This is a genomic window from Roseovarius sp. E0-M6 (genome assembly GCF_037083845.1).
In the GTDB taxonomy this organism is placed as follows: Bacteria; Pseudomonadota; Alphaproteobacteria; order Rhodobacterales; family Rhodobacteraceae; genus Roseovarius.
In genome coordinates, this window is record NZ_JBAPLA010000001.1 from 988,616 (window position 1) to 1,005,664 (window position 17,049).

Consider the following 17,049-nt stretch of genomic DNA (forward strand, 5'->3'; position numbering starts at 1 on the left):
CCGCCAACAGGAGACATCACATGACCGACGGCATCTATGCGAACCTCAAGCAGCTTGGCGGGCAGACCGCCCTGCCCTCCGATCCCGCCACAGCCGAGCTTGAGCGGGTCGCGAATCCACAGGCTGACGTGGCCTATAACGTGCGCTTCACCGCACCCGAATTCACCTCGCTCTGCCCGATGACCGGACAGCCCGATTTCGCTCATCTGGTGATCGACTACGTTCCGGGCGACTGGTTGATCGAAAGCAAATCGCTCAAGCTCTACCTCGGCTCGTTCCGCAATCACGGCGCCTTCCACGAGGATTGCACGATCTCGATCGCCCGGCGGTTGGTCGAGTTTCTCGCGCCTGAGTGGCTGCGCATCGGCGGCTACTGGTATCCGCGCGGCGGCATCCCGATCGACGTCTTCTGGCAAACCGGCCCCATCCCCGAAGGCGTCTGGATACCGGATCAGGGCGTTCCGCCCTATCGCGGTCGCGGCTGAGGCGCGAACGCCTTTTGCCCTGACCGGCGGCTCTCAGCCCTTCTTGCGCTTCTTCTCGGCCACAACCTTCTCGGCCAGATCGCGGGCGATGGCGAAGGCCCCCTTGATCTTGTCGCTTTCCTTGCGCCAATCGCGCCGCACGACGATCTTGTTGTCCTTGATCTTGGCCAACCCGTCCTGCGCCTGCACGAATTCCACAAGCCCCTGAGGCGAGGCAAACTTGTCATTGTGAAACTGGATCGTCGCGCCTTTGGGCCCACCGTCAAGCTTGGCGATCCCCGCCTTCTTGCACATGCCCTTGATGCGCACGATCAGCATCAGCATGTTGACCTCCTTGGGCAGCTTGCCGAACCGGTCGATCAGTTCGGCGGCAAAACCTTCCAGTTCAACTTTCGTGTCCAACCCACTGAGGCGGCGATACAATCCCAGCCTGACATCAAGATCGGGCACGTAATCCTCAGGGATCAGAACCGGCACACCCAGATTGATCTGCGGCGCCCATTGCTCATCTGATTCGCTCAGACCTTCAAGCTCGCCCGCCTTGATCTTGGCAATCGCCTCTTCCAGCATCGACTGATAGAGTTCATACCCCACGTCGCGCATCTGCCCCGACTGCTCTTCGCCCAAAAGATTGCCCGCCCCCCGGATATCGAGGTCTTGAGACGCCAGCGTGAACCCCGCCCCAAGCGTATCGAGCGACCCCAAAACCCGGAGCCGTTTCTCGGCGCTCGGGCTCAGCTTCATGCGCGGTTTCGTTGTAAGATAAGCATAGGCCCTGAGCTTCGAACGCCCGACACGGCCCCGGATCTGATAGAGTTGCGACAGGCCGAACATGTCGGCGCGATGCACCACCATCGTGTTGGCCCGGGGAATATCAAGGCCGGATTCCACGATGGTCGTCGCCAGAAGCACATCGTATTTTCCGTCGTAAAACGCGTTCATCCGGTCATCGAGCTGCCCGGCTGCCATCTGGCCATGCGCGACCACGTAACTGACCTCGGGCACCTGCGTCTTGAGGAATGCCTCGATTTCCGGCAGGTCGCTGATCCGCGGCACCACATAAAAACTTTGCCCGCCACGGTAATGCTCCCGCAGAAGCGCCTCACGGATCGTCACCGTATCGAATTCGCTGACATAGGTGCGGATCGACAGGCGGTCCACCGGCGGCGTGCCGATGATCGACAGGTCGCGCACCCCCGACAAGCTCAGTTGCAGGGTTCGCGGGATCGGCGTGGCGGTCAGGGTCAGAACATGCACATCCGACCGCATCTGCTTGAGCCGCTCCTTGTGACTCACGCCAAAGCGTTGCTCCTCGTCCACGATCAGAAGCCCGAGATTCTTGAACCGCACGCTCTTGGCCAAAAGCGCATGGGTGCCCACCACGATGTCCACCTGCCCCTTGGCCATTCCTTCGCGCGTCTTGGTCGCCTGACCGCTTGACACAAAGCGTGACAGCGGCGCGGCCGAAATTGGAAATCCGCGAAATCGCTCGGCAAAGCTCTGATAGTGCTGCCGCGCCAGAAGGGTCGTGGGCGCGATCACCGCCACCTGCTGGCCTTGCATCGCCGCGACAAAGGCCGCGCGCATCGCCACCTCGGTCTTACCAAAGCCAACGTCGCCACAGATCAGCCGGTCCATCGGCGTGCCGGATTCCAGATCGGCCATCACGTCCTCGATGGCGCGCAGCTGGTCGTCGGTCTCCTGATAGGGGAAGCGCGCGGAAAAAGCCTCCCACGCGTGGTGCTCGGCCTCCAGCACCGGCGCTGTTCTCAACGCGCGCTCCGCCGCCACCCGGATCAGCCGGTCGGCCATCTCGCGGATCCGCTCCTTGAGCTTGGCCTTCTTGGCCTGCCACGCGCCACCGCCAAGCTTGTCCAGAAGACCCTCTTCATGGCCATAGCGGCTCAGCAACTCGATATTCTCGACCGGCAGGTAAAGCCGCGCACTCTCGGCATATTCCAGCACGAGGCATTCATGCGCCGCACCCGCCGCGGTGACCACCTCCATCCCGTGATAGCGGCCGATGCCGTGATCCACATGCACCACCAGATCGCCGGGCGACAGGCTCTGGGCCTCGGTCAGGAAATTCTCGGCCCTCCGCCGCGCCTTGGGGGCCCGGATAAGCCGATCGCCAAGGATATCCTGCTCGGAAATCACCGTCAGGTCCGCCGTCTCGAACCCGTGCTCAAGCGCCCAGACCGTCAGGTGAAGCCCCCGCTTGCCCAGTCGCGTGGCGTCCGTCACACTGACCGCACCCAAAAGGCCCTCATCCTCGACAAGACCCTCCAGCCGCTCGCGGGCGCCTTCGGAATAGGCGGCCAGAACCACAGGCCCCCGTTCCATTCTCGCATCAACATGAGTTTTCAAAACCTCAAAAAGATTGAGATTTTCCTGTTGTCTCTCTGGTGCAAAATTGCGCCCGACCCGCGCGCCCGCGTCGATGATCCCCGGTCCGGGCGCTCGCGGCAACGGCGAAAATGCAAGCGTTCGACGCCCTTCAAGCGCTGCCTCCCATGCCGCGTCATCAAGGTAAAGCTGCTCAGGCGGCACGGGCTTGTAGATCGTGTCGTCGCGGCCCTTGGTCTTCAATGCGTGCAACCGCGTTTCGTATTGATCCACGACGCTGGTCCAGCGCGCGTCGCGCATCGCGCCGCTCTGGTCGTCCATGGTGACGGTCGCCCCCGGAAGATAGTCAAAGAGCGTCTCAAGCCGGTCATGAAAAAACGGCAGCCAATGTTCGATGCCCTGATGCTTGCGTCCGGCGCTCACCGCCTCGTAAAGCGGATCGTCGGTGCCCGCGGCGCCAAATTCGATCCGGTAATTCTGCCGAAACCGCGTGATCGCCGCATCGTCGAGAATCACCTCGCTCACCGGTGCAAGCTCAATCGCGTCAAGCTTGGCCACCGTGCGCTGCGTGGCCGGATCGAACCGGCGCACCCCGTCCAGAACATCCCCGAAAAGATCGAGCCGCACAGGCCCGCTCTCTCCCGGTGGATAGATGTCGATGATCCCGCCCCGGATGGCATAATCGCCGGGTTCGGTCACAGTCGGGGCCTGAACAAAGCCCATCCGCACGAGAAACGCGCGCAAGGCATCCTCGTTGATCTGCCGATCCACTTGCGCCGAAAACGCCGCCTCGCGCAGAACATCACGCGCAGGCACCCTCTGCGTCGCCGCATTGAGCGTGGTCAAAAGCACGAACCGCTCCGGCCCGCCATGCACAAGACCCGCCAGCGTCGCCATCCGCGTCGCCGCGATGTCGGCATTGGGCGATACCCGATCATATGGCAGGCAATCCCAACCCGGAAATGTGATCACCGGCATATCCGGCGCAAAGAACCTGAGCGCGGCCGTGGTCGCCACCATCCGCTTGTCATCGCGTGCGACGTGGCACACCGGCCCCTCGGACCGTGCCACTTCGTTCAGGATCAGCTTGGCATCGAACCCCTCGGGTGCGCCGCCCACGATGATCTTGTCACCCGTCGTCATGATCGCCTCACCCACCAAGCGCAGAGGATGTGAAATTCTGAAGCATGCCCCACATCGCGGTCACGAATATCGAAATGACACCAATGATTTGCGTGATCATCCTGTGGCGTCTAAGCCGCTTGATCAATGGATCGCCCTGAAGGCTGTCGCGTCGGATGATCCGTGCCGTGCGGGTCACAACCGCCCCCACGATCGAAAGCGGCAACCCCATCAGGAAAAGCGCCTGCGCGAATTCCCGGTCATAGACAAACCCCAAAAGCGCCAACCCGGTCAGCAGGAAAAATACGAACCCGGTCAGAAGTACCCCAGTCTCATCCGAGATATAGAGGATGCGATTCACGTTGATCCGCACCAGATCCTGCATGTCGTGCCGCGCCTCGCCATCATCGCGCCGCGCCCTCAGGATCATGTCCCATGGCACGCCCAGAACCCAGTGATTGACCGTGGACCACATCACGGCAAGCGCGATCCAGAACCACAGGTTCGAGAAACTGCGCATGTCGATCATCTCGAAAACTGTGCTGTACCAGTCCAAATCACTGCCCCGGATTGCCTCTGAGCCTCGCCTCAGGGGCCCGTCTTAGCGCCGCTCTGCGGCAATTCCTACCCTTGAGGTGATGAAATTATCGTGCCAAGACACCCGGCATCACCACGATCGAGACCCATCTCATGCGCCCGACCCAAAGCCCCTTTCCCGCCACCCGCCTGCGCCGCACCCGCGCAACCCCCGCGCTGCGCGATCTGGTGCGGGAAAACACGCTGACACCGGGTGACCTCATATGGCCCGTTTTCGTGCGCGAGGGCGAAAACATTGAGGAACCCGTGCCGTCGATGCCCGGCGTCAACCGGCTCAGCGTCGATCGCGCCGTCGAGGCCGCGCGCGAGGCCGATGCCCTTGGCATTCCGGCCATCTGCCTCTTTCCTTATACCTCGCCTGAAAACCGCACCGCTGATTGTGCCGAAGCATGGAACCCTGACAACCTGTCAAACCGCGCCACCCGCGCCATCAAATCCGCTGTGCCGGGCATCGCCATCATGACCGACGTGGCGCTCGATCCCTATTCGGATACCGGCCATGACGGCTTCGTGGTGGACGGGCGTATCGTCAATGACGAAACCGTCGAGGCCCTTGTGCGGCAGGCGCTGTCACAGGCCGAGGCCGGTGTCGACATCATCGGCCCATCGGACATGATGGACGGGCGCATCGGGGCCATTCGGGGCGCCCTCGAAATGGCCGGCCATCATGACGTGACGTTGCTCAGCTACGCCGCCAAATATGCCTCCGCCTTTTATGGTCCCTTCCGCGATGCGGTCGGCGCCTCCGGCGCGCTCAAGGGTGACAAACGCACCTATCAAATGGACCCCGCCAATACCGACGAAGCCCTGCGCTGTATCGAACGCGACCTCGCCGAAGGTGCCGACATGATCATGGTCAAGCCCGGCATGCCCTATCTCGACATCTGCCGCCGCGCCAAGGACACCTTCGCCGCGCCCACATTCGCCTATCAGGTGTCAGGCGAATACGCGATGCTCACCGCCGCCACCCAGAATGGCTGGATCGACGGGGACCGCGCCATGATGGAAAGCCTCATGGCGTTCAAACGTGCCGGCTGCGACGGTGTGCTCACGTATTTCGCCCCGCGTGTGGCCCGCACCCTCGCGGGCAACTGAGCAGGCCCTCACCCCACCTCAAAGCAGCATCCCGCCCACCAGCGGAAAGCCGCGTGACACATGGCGGACGGGGCCCTATACTGCGTCCAGATCGGTTGCCCGAACAACCGACAGCAGTCAGGCAACAAACAGGCATATATCATGAGAAATCTTTCCCGACGCGGTTTTACGCTGGGCGCTCTCGCCGCTTCTCCGCTTCTGGCCGCATGTGGCAACGGCATCGGCTCCAAGGGCTCGCAACGCATCGACGCGCGCGTCGACACAACACTCAATTACCTTTATTCAACCTACCCCGGTACGGTTGACCTTTCCCAGAAAGCCACCGGTATGCTGGTCATGCCCCTCGTGACCGAAGCTGGCTTCGGCCTTGGGGGCGGGTATGGGCGCGGTGCGCTGCGCATCGGCGACACCACCGTGGACTACTACTCTGCCACCAAAGGCAGCGTCGGCCTTCAGATCGGGGCCCAGCAATTCGCGCATGTGCTTTTCTTCATGACCGATGAGGCCCTGTCGGGGTTCCGCCGCGCGTCGGGCTGGGCTGCGGGTGCCGATATCGAATACGCGTTCCGCGGTCAGGGCGAAAACATCCGCGCCGAAACCACCACATCGACAGCGCCCGTCGTCGCGGTGATCTTCGGTCAGGCTGGGCTTTTGGCGGGCGTTTCGCTCGAAGGTATGAAATACACGCGCATCATCCCCTGAGGCGGCAAACCGACCGAATGTCGGAGGCTCCGGCCGTGTATCGGCATGCATATTTACGGGACCGTTGAAAGCGCGAAGATAGGCTTTCAATGGTCTTGAAAATGTTCAAATTCAAACGCTTGCGACCTCTTCTTTAAGGCGTTTCGCGAAAATCCGTAACTCGTGTTTTCGCGAAACGCTCTGGTCAGTGCAGCGTGAATTCACCCACCAGGTTGCGCCACTCTCCGGGCGCCACGGGCTTGCGATGCGTGAAGCTGACCGAATGGAGCGGACCATCTATCTCCCGCTGCCAGAATTCCACGAATTCAAAAAGTCTCGGATGGTCCGGCGCCAGATCATAATCCTGCCAGACAAAGCTGTTGAGCACGTGAATGTAGTCGGGCATACGATAGAAGAATTCCGCGGTGGTCAGCCCATATCCTTTGAGCATCATCTCCGTTTCCGACATCCGGGTTTCTTCGGGCATTGTCCTGCTCCTTTTCTGCCTCTTCTTTCAGCTTGGCAGAAAAAGATTACTTTTCAACAAAAACAACCTGTTATCAAACTTCCCGACTGGCTGCTAAAGCGTTCCACGAAGAACCTGCCTCACAGCTTTTCGCGAAACATAGCGCGACACTCAAACGTTGCACGCGGTTCGCCTTTCGCTGATGCCTCAGGTCAAAGGCGAACCGCTTTAGCGGCATGAAAGATGCCCCATTGCACCCCGTATCGCGGCTCTGATATAGTCCGTGAAACACAATATAGACCGCGAACCAAGAACGGGCAGACAACGTGAGCGATACGCCGCAACCACCAGAAAATACAGAAGAAAACACACCCGAGCGCCCGGCGTATGACGGCCCCGTTATCTCGATCTCCGATGAGATGAAGGCGTCCTATCTCGATTACGCCATGTCCGTGATCGTGAGCCGCGCCATTCCCGATCTGCGCGACGGGCTCAAACCGGTGCATCGGCGCATTCTTTATGCCATGCACGAGGGTGGCAATACCCATGACAAGCCCTATCGCAAATCGGCGCGGGCCGTCGGCGACGTCATGGGTAAGTATCACCCGCACGGCGACAGTGCGATCTACGACGCGCTGGTGCGCATGGCGCAGGATTTCTCTATGTCCCTGCCCCTGCTTGATGGTCAGGGCAATTTTGGCTCGATGGACGGGGATAACGCTGCGGCCATGCGCTATACCGAGGTGCGCATGGACAAGCCCGCCGCCTTCCTGCTCGCCGATATCGAAAAAGATACCGTCGACTTTCAGGACAATTACGACGGCAAGGACCGCGAGCCTACGGTTCTGCCCGCCCGCTTTCCCAACATGCTGGTCAACGGCGCGGGGGGTATCGCCGTTGGCATGGCCACCAACATCCCGCCGCACAATCTGGGTGAGGTGGTGGATGCCACGCTCGCCCTTATCGACACGCCGGACCTCGAAAACGAAGATTTGATCGAATACGTGCCCGGACCGGATTTTCCCACCGGCGGCATCATGTTGGGGCGCTCCGGTGCGCGAAAGGCCTATCTCGAAGGGCGCGGCAGCGTCATCATCCGCGCCAAGACCCGCGTCGAGGAACTGCGCAAGGATCGCTGGGCCATCGTCATCGACGAGGTGCCCTATCAGGTGAACAAGGCCACGATGATCGAGCGTATCGCCGAGGCCGCACGCGAAAAGCGGATCGAGGGCATTGCCCATGTGCAGGACGAATCCGACCGCTCCGGCGTGCGGGTCGTGGTGGAACTCAAACGCGACGCCACCGCTGAAGTCGTTCTCAATCAGCTTTTCCGCTTCACCCCCATGCAGACCTCGTTCGGCTGCAACATGCTCGCCCTGAATGGCGGTCGCCCCGAACAACTCACACTGCGTGGCTTCCTGACCGCCTTCATCGGCTTCCGCGAAGAGGTAGTCGCACGGCGCACCGCATTCGAACTGCGCAAGGCCCGCGAACGTAGCCACATTCTCTGTGGTCTCGCCGTCGCGGTATCAAACGTGGACGAGGTTGTTGCCACAATCCGCGCCAGCGCTGACGCCGCGGAAGCCCGCAAAAAGCTTATGACCCGTCGCTGGCCCGCCGGTGACATCCTCGAATATATCGCGCTCATCGACGACCCGACCCATACGGCCAACGATGACGGCACCTACAACCTCTCCGAGGCACAGGCCCGCGCGATCCTCGAACTGCGTCTGCAACGCCTGACACAGCTTGGCGTCAAGGAAGTCACCGACGAGCTTCAGGAGCTTGCCGGCAAGATCAAGGAATACCTCGCCATCCTGGCCAGCCGCGAGCGGATCATGGACATCATCGCCGACGAGCTGCGCGAAGTGCGGACGAATTTCGCCCTGCCGCGCCGCACCGAGATCGTGGACTGGTCCGGCGACATGGAAGACGAGGACCTGATCGAGCGTGAGGATATGGTCGTCACCGTGACCTCGGGCGGGTATATCAAACGCACGGCCTTGACCGATTTCCGCGCTCAGAAGCGCGGCGGCAAGGGGCTTTCGGGCATGCAGACCAAGGAAGAGGATGTCGTCACCAACCTCTTCGTGGCCAACACCCATACACAGCTTTTGTTCTTCACCACCGATGGCATGGTCTACAAACTCAAGACTTGGCGCCTGCCACAGGGGGGCCGCACGTCCAAAGGCAAGGCGATCGTCAACATCCTGCCGATCCCGGTGGGTGTCTCCGTGGCCGCGATCATGCCGGTGGACCGCGACGAAAGCGATTGGGACGATCTTCAGGTCGTCTTCGCCACCTCCGCCGGAACCGTTCGCCGCAACAAGTTGAGCGATTTCACAAATGTGAAGTCCAACGGTAAGATCGCGATGAAATTCGAGGGCGAACATGCGGACACCACGCTTATAAACGCCCGCATCGCTTCGAACGATGATGACGTGATGCTGGTGACACAGTCGGGCCGCGCCATTCGGTTTCCCGCGACCGATGTGCGTGTGTTCAATTCACGCTCATCCGTGGGCGTGCGCGGCATCCGGCTTTCCAAGGATGACACCGTCGTCTCCATGTCGATCATCCGTCACTTCGAAGCGAGCCCCGACGAACGTGCCGCATATCTGAAAATGCGTCGCGCAATGGCAGGCTTGGCGGACGATGCTGATGTGTCAGATGAAGAAGGCGGCGATGCCAACGCGAGCCTGTCACAGGCCCGCTATGCCGAGATGTCCGCCGCCGAGAATCTCATCCTCACGATCACCTCGGGCGGCGCGGGCAAGCTCAGCTCATCGCATGATTATCCGTTGCGCGGGCGCGGCGGCATGGGGGTCATGGCGATGGACAAGGCGATGCGGGGCGGCCCGCTTGTCGCCTCTTTCCCGGTCGAGCTTGATGATCAGATCATGCTCGCTACCTCGCGCGGTCAATCGATCCGCGTCCCGGTTCAGGGCATCTCCTTCCGCTCGCGCAACGCGGGCGGCGTAAAGGTCTTCGACACCCGCAAGGGCGAAAAGGTGGTCAGCGTTGCCTGGATTGCCGAACAGGCCGACGAGGACGACATCGACACCGCGAACGTGTCCGGACCCGAGGATCAGAACGGCTGACATGCGTATTGTCTCTTTCATCATCTTAGCTTTGGTGAGCTTCGCCCTCGGCGCCTTCTTTCTTTATAACCGCTATGACAGGATGATGGAAAACCGGCGGATCGAGGCGATGAACGATCGCATTTCAGACGCGAACCGGGTGGTGGAAAGGATCACGACTCTCGACAATTATTCGCGCGACTGCACCGACTCGCTTGTTGGTCTGACAACCGGGACATTTCAGAATCCGAATGTCGAACCCGCCATCGCACTTCGAATAGTTCAAAGCTGCGATACTCAGATGAACAGCAGCGCGGACAAGTCCATCGACACTATCCAGAGGCTCGAAAACTCCTCCGAAGCCGAGGGGGCATTGGCCTTTTTCACGGCCGCGCGCGACCTGACTGCCGCCTATCGTGCCCAATCACAGGATTTCGGGCGCGCGACCGAGCTTTTGACCGAGACGCATGAGGCCGGCGCCTCGCTCTCGCGCCATCAGGGCGCTGTGGTCGATCTGGTGAACCGCCGGCTTCCCGCCATCAACGAAGGGCTGGAAGAGTTCGACACGACACGTCGCGCCTTCATCACTCCCAACGGATAACCCAACAGCCGACTCCGCGTGCGCACCACGCCAGCAAAAGCGACGAAAGGCTCAGCATGCCAAGCCGCACCCTCGCAAGTATCCTCAGCGCCGCAGCCTTGGGCAGCGATGAGGTGACTTCCGATTTGCTCGAAGATTTTGGCCCCGCCACCGGGCCGCAATGGCGCTTCATCTCCGATGGCGTCATGGGCGGCATCTCCGGTGGCCAGGTTACCATTCACGAAGTCGAGGGCCATCCGGTTCTGCATCTCACCGGCACCGTCAGCACAGCCCATAACGGTGGCTTCATACAGGCCCGGCGCGATCTGCCCGCAGGCCTGCCCGGTGACGCCAAGGGCCTCACCGTCACCGTGCGCGGCAATGGCGAGGATTATCATGTCCTATTGAAATCGGCCCGTGGCACCCGGCCTTGGCACAATTACAAGATGCTCTTTCCGACGCGTCCGGACTGGGCCGACATCACGCTGCCACTTTCGGGCTTCGTGCCCTCCCGCGATGAGCTTCCCGCCACCATCGCACCCGAGGACGTGACCGGCATCGGGCTTGCTGGCTATGGCCACGATTTCACCGCCGAACTTGAGGTGGCCCGCATCGCGATCGACTGAACTGCGCGCGTCAAACCTCCGACAGGGCCCTGAATTTCGCCTCGAGATAGTCAAGAAGCGGTCCCTCGTCCGGGCCACGTCCACAGGCTTGGGTGATCACCTCTCGCGGCTCCATCAATGCCCCGTGCCGCTGAACTTTGTCACGCAGCCATGTGGTTGCCGGGGACGGATCGCCCTTGGCCAGCGCCGTATCAAGCTCTGGCACATCGGCCCTGAGCGCCTCAAAAAGGCACCCTGCATAGACATTGCCAAGGCTATAGGTCGGGAAATACCCGAACAGGCCCACCGACCAGTGAACATCCTGCAAACAGCCCAGCGACGCCTTCGGCACCGCATATCCGAAATCGGCCTCGAACCGGTCATTCCACGCAGCTTCGAGATCGCGCGGCGCAAGGTCACCTGACACCAGCGCCCGCTCAAGATCAAAGCGCAGCAGCACATGCAGATTATATTGCACCTCGTCCGCTTCGGTCCGGATAAAGCCGGCATGCAATCGGTTCACGATCCGGTAGAACATATCTTCGTCGGCCACGCCGAAATCTCCGAACCGGTCGCGCATCCGCCCGAAAAGCCACCCGGTAAACGCCCGGCTCCGGCCAAGCTGATTCTCATAGATCCGGCTCTGGCTTTCATGCACTCCCATCGACACCCCACGCCCCAGCGGCGATAGCGCATAGGCCGGATCGACCGCCTGCTCATAACAGGCATGGCCCGTTTCATGGATCGTGGGATAGAGGCAGTTGAACGGATCATGCGGATCTGAGCGGGTGGTGATGCGCACGTCGCTGCCCGACCCTGACGAGAATGGATGCACCGCCCGGTCAATCCGCCCGCGGGACATGTCATATCCAAAGGCCGCCGCCACCTCGCGCGCCAACTCCATTTGCACGGCCTCGTCGAACACGGCATCAAGGCCCGCCGCCTCACTGATCGCCGCCTCGCGGATCGCGATAAGTCGCGGGCGCAGCGCCCCGAACATCGACGTAAGCGTCTCGGCAGTCGCGCCCGGCTCATAATCCTGCAATAGCGCGTCATAGACATCGCCCGTCCCGGCAAGCGCGGCGCCCTCTTCACGCCGCAGCTCCAGAACCTCGGCCAGAACCGGCGCGAAGGCGGCGAAATCATCCGCCGCGCGGGCCTCGGCCCACGCCCCCTGCGACAGGGCCGTGACTCGCGCCAGCGCAGCGGCAAGATCGCCCGGCACTTTCGAAGCACGCTCATGCTCGCGGCGGATTTCACGCAGGTGCGCGGCCACCACCGGATCGCCGGGGGCCTGCGCCTCAACGGTTTCGAGCCACTCGGCCACACGCGGATCGGTGCGGCGCGCATGCAGCATCGCCTGCATCGCCGCCGCCTCTTCCGATCTCTGCGCCGCGGCCCCCCGCGGCATCACCGTCTCCTGATCCCAACTCAGCCGCCCGGCCACCTGCGCAAGCGCCTGCGTGTCCCGTTCATGCGCCATCAACGCTTCGAAAGCTTCCATGCTTTAGGAGCCCCTCACCGATTGCGCACGCGGATACAGGCTCAGGAAGCGGGCCCGCAGGATCAGCGCCCAAAGCGTGACCGCCAGAAGCTGATGAATGATCGCCACCTGCCATGGCGCACCGGTGACAACCGTATAAATGCCCAGCACGACCTGACCGGCCAGTGCGATCATCACCGCATTGAAGGCGACCCGCGTGGCCGTATGCGCGCTCCGCCGACCACGCAACCAAACGACGACTCCAAAGATCAGAAGCAAATAGCCTGCGATCCGGTGAATGAACTGAACCGTGCCCGGGTTCTCGAAAAGGTTGCGCCACCATGGCTCGATCCGCCACATTTCGGGCGGTGTCACGCCGCCGCCCATCAGCGGCCAGTCGGTGTAGCTGCGTCCCGCGTCGATCCCGGCCACCAACGCGCCCAAAAGGATCTGAAGAAAGGCAAAATGCAAAAGCCCGGTCGAAAGACCATAAAGCTTGCGCTCCTTGGCCCGGCGCGCCTGCATGAGATCACGCTCCTCACGGCCCAGCATCATCGCATACCACGCGATGAATCCCAGTATGACGAAGGCCAGCCCCAGATGCGTGGCAAGGCGGTAAGAGGCCACGTCCACCATCGCCCCGCTCAGACCAGAATAGACCATCCACCAGCCCACGGCGCCCTGAAGCCCGCCAAGCGCGCCCAAAAGCAAAAGCCGTCCTGTCCATCCAACGGGAATGCGCTTTGTCAGCCAGAAAAACAGGAACCCCAAGGCCCAGACAAGGCCGATCACCCGGCCAAGCTGCCGGTGCCCCCATTCCCACCAGTAAATAACCTTGAAATTCTCAAGGCCCATCCAACTGTTCTGAATCTGAAACTCGGGGATTGCTTGATATTTGGCGAATTCCGACTGCCAGTCGGCGTCGCTCATGGGCGGAAGCGCCCCGGTGATGGGCCGCCATTCGGTGATGCTCAGCCCGCTATCGGTCAACCGGGTAAGCCCGCCCACCGCGATCATCACGACCACAAGCGCGAACAGCACGAAAAGCCATGCGCGAATGGCGCCCCGCGCCCCGCGCCGGCCCTTGTCGATGACCCCCGTGGCGGCCGCGCGCTCTTTTGGCGCCTCGCTGCCCACCTCCTCGAAAATGCTGCGCTTTCCGCTCATCTCGATCCCCTCATGCCTACGCGGAAAACATTAGGTCGCGGCCCCTCCGCCTTCAACCGCGATCCTTCCAGCGGACCATCTGCCGCATGATACCATGCAGCATACGGATATCCGCCTGCGTCATCGGCATCCGCGCCCAGAAATTGCGCAGGTTGCGGCGCATCCCCTCGGCCTTGTGCTCGGGAAAGAAAAACCCCGCCTCCTCCATCCTCTCCTCGTAATGCAGCGCAAGATGCGCGACCTCGTCGCGCGTCGCCCATTCGGTATCGCCGGGCTCATCGCGCAGTGCCACCACCTCGCCGCTGGCGCGCATCCATTCATACCCCATGAGCAGAACGCATTGCGCAAGGTTGAGACTGGCAAACTCGGAGTTCACCGGAACATTGATGATCGCGCTCGCGCGCGCCACATCCTCGTTCTCCAATCCCGCACGCTCCGGCCCGAAAAGGACGGCCACCCGCTCGCCGCGCGCGATCTTCTCAGCGGCAAGGCGCATGGCAGCCTCGGGGGCATAAACCGGCTTCGTCATCTCCCGGCTTCGCGCCGTCGTCGCAAAGACAAAGGTGCAGTCGCCCACCGCGCCGTCCACGTCCGCCATCAGCCGTGCCTCATCCAGAAGCCGCCCGGCCCCGCTCGCCATCGCCACAGCCTTGGGGTTGGGCCAGCCATCGCGCGGATTGACCACGCGCATCCGGTCCAGCCCGAAATTCCACATCGCCCGCGCCGCCGCGCCGATATTCTCGCCCATCTGCGGGCGAACAAGAACGAAACTGGGTTGGGCTTTGTCGGTGGGCATGGGCAAGACTCCTCTGACCCGGCTCATATTGCGTCACGTGCGCGGCGAAAAGCCCCCAGTCTTTCAATCTTCGCCAAATACTCAAACCCGGCCCCTGCCACCTGCCCCATGGACCGGGCTTTCTTTCCCCGTTATAGCAGCGCGAAACACGCGAAGCAGGGGGATCACATGGCCGAAACAGAGACACCGCAGATCTATCTCATCACCCCGCCCGAAATCGAGCTTTCCAGCTTTCCCGACCGGCTCGCCGCCGTGCTGGACGCCCATGAGGTCGCCTGCGTGCGCCTGTCGCTGCCCGGCCGCGACGAGGATCGCATCGCCCGCGCCGCCGACGCCTGCCGTGAGGTGACCATCGCGCGGGATGTGGCGCTGGTGATCGACAGTCACACCATGCTGGTCGAGCGCCTCGGCCTCGACGGGGTGCATCTTTCCGACGGCGCGCGCTCGGTGCGCACCGCCCGCAAGGAGCTTGGGCCCGAGGCCATCGTCGGTGCGTTCTGTGGCACCTCCCGTCACGATGGCATGTCCGCAGGCGAAGCCGGCGCGGATTACATCAGCTTCGGCCCCGCCGGGATCAGCGCGCTCGGCGACGGGCAACAGGCCCCCCATGAGCTTTTCGAGTGGTGGAGCCAGATGATCGAGGTGCCGGTCGTAGCCGAAGGTGTGCTTGATGCGGACCATATCGCCGCCCTGGCCCCCGTCACCGATTTCTTCGGCCTCGGGGATGAGCTTTGGTCAGCCGACGATCCCGTCGCCCGGCTGGCGGCCTTTGTCGCCGCCATGGGCTAAGGCATACGCCGCGAGCGGTCCGGTCACCATTGGCGCGACTCACCAAGCACCGACGCAATACCGGCATGAATACCGACGCGGCACCGACGTGGCGTGCGCCGCGTTAACCCTTATTCGGAAAGCTGCCGGTCGATGGGCATACCGCCACGCACCTGCGCCTCAAGATGCCGGGCCAGTGCCTTGCGGTTTTCGAAATCCGCCACCCTGACAGGCGGGTGATAACACAGTTCCACATGCCCCTGCCGCCGCACCGCCAGAGTCTTGAGAAGATGCGGACCAAAATCCATATCCCCCCACCAGCCATAAAAGCGACGCGGCTGCCCCTTTGGCGCAAAGTAGATCACGGTCACCGGCTGAACATGCAGATTCGCCCGGAGTTCTGGCCCAAGAAATGCCTCGAAAAGCGTTGTTTTAAAAGATAAAACACGCATTCCATCTGTGGATGTCCCCTCGGGAAAAAAGACAAGTTTGTGCCCCGCCGAAAGCCGCTCTTTGAAAAGCTCCGTCTGCGCCCGCGCGTGACGCCGGTCACGCGCGATAAAGACCGTGCCGGTGATCTTTGCCAACAGGCCGATACCGGGCCAACCCGCCACTTCGGATTTGGACACGAAATAAAGATTGCTGACCGAATTCAGAACAAAAATATCCAACCATGACACATGGTTGGCAACCATTGCTCCGGCGTTTCGCATCGGGGTTCCATGCGTCTGAACCTTCAACCCGAGTATGCCCAACGCCTGCCCGCAAACCGTCCTCGTCACCCAAGGCGTGACCGGTCGCTTCTGCCCGCAAAGTGGTCGCTCGACGATGCGCATCAGGGATTTGACGATAACGCCGGCGATCAGAATCGTCGTCAGCGCGAGCATCCGCACGACCACACGCGCCCAGCCTCCAACGCCAATTCGAAACGGCTCGTCCGGCGCGGCATCCCACGTTTGATTCATCTCGCAAGCCCTCGTGCATAAATGCTTTTCCGGCTTGGGCTCATCTTCGTCGCATCCATGATCAGGCACACATCCGTGGTGTTGAACGCATGGTCCACAAAGGCACCTTCCCCGACGAACCCGCCCAGACGCAGATAGGCCTTGATAAGGGCCGGCACCTGAAGCATGGCCGCGCGCCGGTCGAGCGTTTCCGGCGGCAAAAGGTCCATCCGCTGAAAATGCGCGGCCCGGGCGCGTGTCCGAAGTGCCTCGGGCGCAAGGTGGCGATGATGCAAAAGCGACAGCGGCGCGGCCAGCGCCTGCGCATCGGTTCCGTGAAAGCTCGCTACGCCGAATAGAATTTCGATGCGGTGATCTTCGATATATTGTGCGAGGGCTTGCCACAAAACATGCATCGCGGTGCCACCACGATAGGTCGAATCAAGACAGGATCGCCCCAATTCCAACAAGTTACGTCCCGAAGCTTTCAGGGGTGTAAGGTCGTATTCATCCTCTGAATAAAACTGGCCAAGATCCCGGGCCTGCGTGCCACGCAACAAGCGGTAAACCCCGACGACCCGATCATCGGCCGCCTCGTCGATCAACATCAAATGATCGCAATGCGCGTCGAACTGATCCCGCTCAAGCTTTGCCTCGTGATCGACCAGCGCGCCATCACTACCCAATTCGGTAACGAATACGCGGTAGCGTAACGCCTGTGCCGCGCGAATGTCGGCTTCGGTCGCGGCCAGCATCACCCGGAATTTCGGTTTTTCCACCACGTGTCCCACGGCCTTTCCCAAAGATTACGGGGTTTTAGGCACAGGCGGATCG

At 61.7% G+C, this 17,049-nt stretch carries 15 protein-coding genes; 7 read left to right on the forward strand and 8 right to left on the reverse strand.

Annotation, left to right across the window (positions count from 1 at the left end; all coding sequences use genetic code 11):
* The first annotated feature begins 20 nt into the window (after positions 1–20).
* Positions 21–485: a preQ(1) synthase gene (queF, locus tag V8359_RS04700; protein ID WP_336427556.1), complete on the forward strand. Its 465-nt coding sequence runs from the start codon at positions 21–23 to the stop codon at positions 483–485.
* Positions 486–518: 33 nt separating this feature from the next.
* On the opposite strand, the gene mfd is transcribed toward queF, so the two are convergent.
* Both mfd and V8359_RS04710 read right to left on the reverse strand, forming a co-directional pair.
* A complete protein-coding gene (gene mfd / locus V8359_RS04705; RefSeq protein WP_336427557.1) occupies positions 519–3,974 on the reverse strand; it encodes a transcription-repair coupling factor in 3,456 nt (1,151 codons plus the stop codon).
* A 7-nt stretch (positions 3,975–3,981) separates the two neighbouring features.
* Entirely contained in the window at positions 3,982–4,509 is a 528-nt protein-coding gene (locus V8359_RS04710) for a component of SufBCD complex (RefSeq protein ID WP_336427558.1), read from the reverse strand.
* A gap of 134 nt (positions 4,510–4,643) precedes the next feature.
* Here V8359_RS04710 and hemB point away from each other — a divergent pair, with 134 nt between their 5' ends.
* Both hemB and V8359_RS04720 read left to right on the forward strand, forming a co-directional pair.
* Positions 4,644–5,645, forward strand: a complete 1,002-nt coding sequence (gene hemB, locus V8359_RS04715) for a porphobilinogen synthase (protein WP_336427559.1) — start codon at positions 4,644–4,646, stop codon at positions 5,643–5,645.
* A 141-nt stretch (positions 5,646–5,786) separates the two neighbouring features.
* Complete coding sequence (locus tag V8359_RS04720; protein ID WP_336427560.1) at positions 5,787–6,347, forward strand: YSC84-related protein; 561 nt, start codon at positions 5,787–5,789, stop codon at positions 6,345–6,347.
* A gap of 184 nt (positions 6,348–6,531) precedes the next feature.
* On the opposite strand, the gene V8359_RS04725 is transcribed toward V8359_RS04720, so the two are convergent.
* Positions 6,532–6,813, reverse strand: coding sequence for an usg protein (locus V8359_RS04725; RefSeq protein ID WP_336427561.1), 282 nt, complete (start codon positions 6,811–6,813; stop codon positions 6,532–6,534).
* Between the two features lie 305 nt (positions 6,814–7,118).
* Here V8359_RS04725 and gyrA point away from each other — a divergent pair, with 305 nt between their 5' ends.
* Genes gyrA through V8359_RS04740 form a run of 3 tightly spaced genes read left to right on the forward strand, consistent with a single transcriptional unit; the run spans position 7,119 to position 11,078 of the window.
* Positions 7,119–9,893, forward strand: a complete 2,775-nt coding sequence (gene gyrA / locus V8359_RS04730; RefSeq protein WP_336427562.1) for a DNA gyrase subunit A — start codon at positions 7,119–7,121, stop codon at positions 9,891–9,893.
* A 1-nt stretch (position 9,894) separates the two neighbouring features.
* Entirely contained in the window at positions 9,895–10,473 is a 579-nt protein-coding gene (locus V8359_RS04735) for a hypothetical protein (RefSeq protein ID WP_336427563.1), read from the forward strand.
* A 56-nt stretch (positions 10,474–10,529) separates the two neighbouring features.
* The gene (locus V8359_RS04740) at positions 10,530–11,078 is read left to right on the forward strand and encodes a CIA30 family protein (RefSeq protein ID WP_336427564.1); all 549 of its coding nucleotides are present in this window, start codon (positions 10,530–10,532) and stop codon (positions 11,076–11,078) included.
* A 10-nt stretch (positions 11,079–11,088) separates the two neighbouring features.
* Here the strand turns inward: V8359_RS04740 and V8359_RS04745 are convergent, their stop codons facing one another.
* Genes V8359_RS04745 through V8359_RS04755 form a run of 3 tightly spaced genes read right to left on the reverse strand, consistent with a single transcriptional unit; the run spans position 11,089 to position 14,503 of the window.
* Complete coding sequence (locus V8359_RS04745) at positions 11,089–12,561, reverse strand: carboxypeptidase M32 (protein ID WP_336427565.1); 1,473 nt, start codon at positions 12,559–12,561, stop codon at positions 11,089–11,091.
* 3 nt (positions 12,562–12,564) lie between these two features.
* Positions 12,565–13,707, reverse strand: coding sequence for a heme A synthase (ctaA, locus tag V8359_RS04750; RefSeq protein ID WP_336427566.1), 1,143 nt, complete (start codon positions 13,705–13,707; stop codon positions 12,565–12,567).
* Positions 13,708–13,759: 52 nt separating this feature from the next.
* On the reverse strand, positions 13,760–14,503 hold the full coding sequence (locus tag V8359_RS04755) for an RNA methyltransferase (protein ID WP_336427567.1): 744 nt from the start codon (positions 14,501–14,503) through the stop codon (positions 13,760–13,762).
* A 168-nt stretch (positions 14,504–14,671) separates the two neighbouring features.
* On the opposite strand from V8359_RS04755, the gene V8359_RS04760 reads away from it, so the two are divergent.
* Positions 14,672–15,292, forward strand: coding sequence for a thiamine phosphate synthase (locus V8359_RS04760; protein WP_336427568.1), 621 nt, complete (start codon positions 14,672–14,674; stop codon positions 15,290–15,292).
* Between the two features lie 110 nt (positions 15,293–15,402).
* Here the strand turns inward: V8359_RS04760 and V8359_RS04765 are convergent, their stop codons facing one another.
* Positions 15,403–16,236, reverse strand: coding sequence for a lysophospholipid acyltransferase family protein (locus V8359_RS04765; RefSeq protein WP_336427569.1), 834 nt, complete (start codon positions 16,234–16,236; stop codon positions 15,403–15,405).
* Positions 16,233–16,970 carry a GNAT family N-acetyltransferase gene (locus V8359_RS04770; protein ID WP_336427930.1) on the reverse strand — a complete coding sequence of 246 codons (738 nt, stop codon included), beginning with the start codon at positions 16,968–16,970 and terminating at the stop codon, positions 16,233–16,235. Before V8359_RS04770 ends, V8359_RS04765 begins: the two co-directional genes overlap by 4 nt.
* Positions 16,971–17,049: the final 79 nt, after the last annotated feature.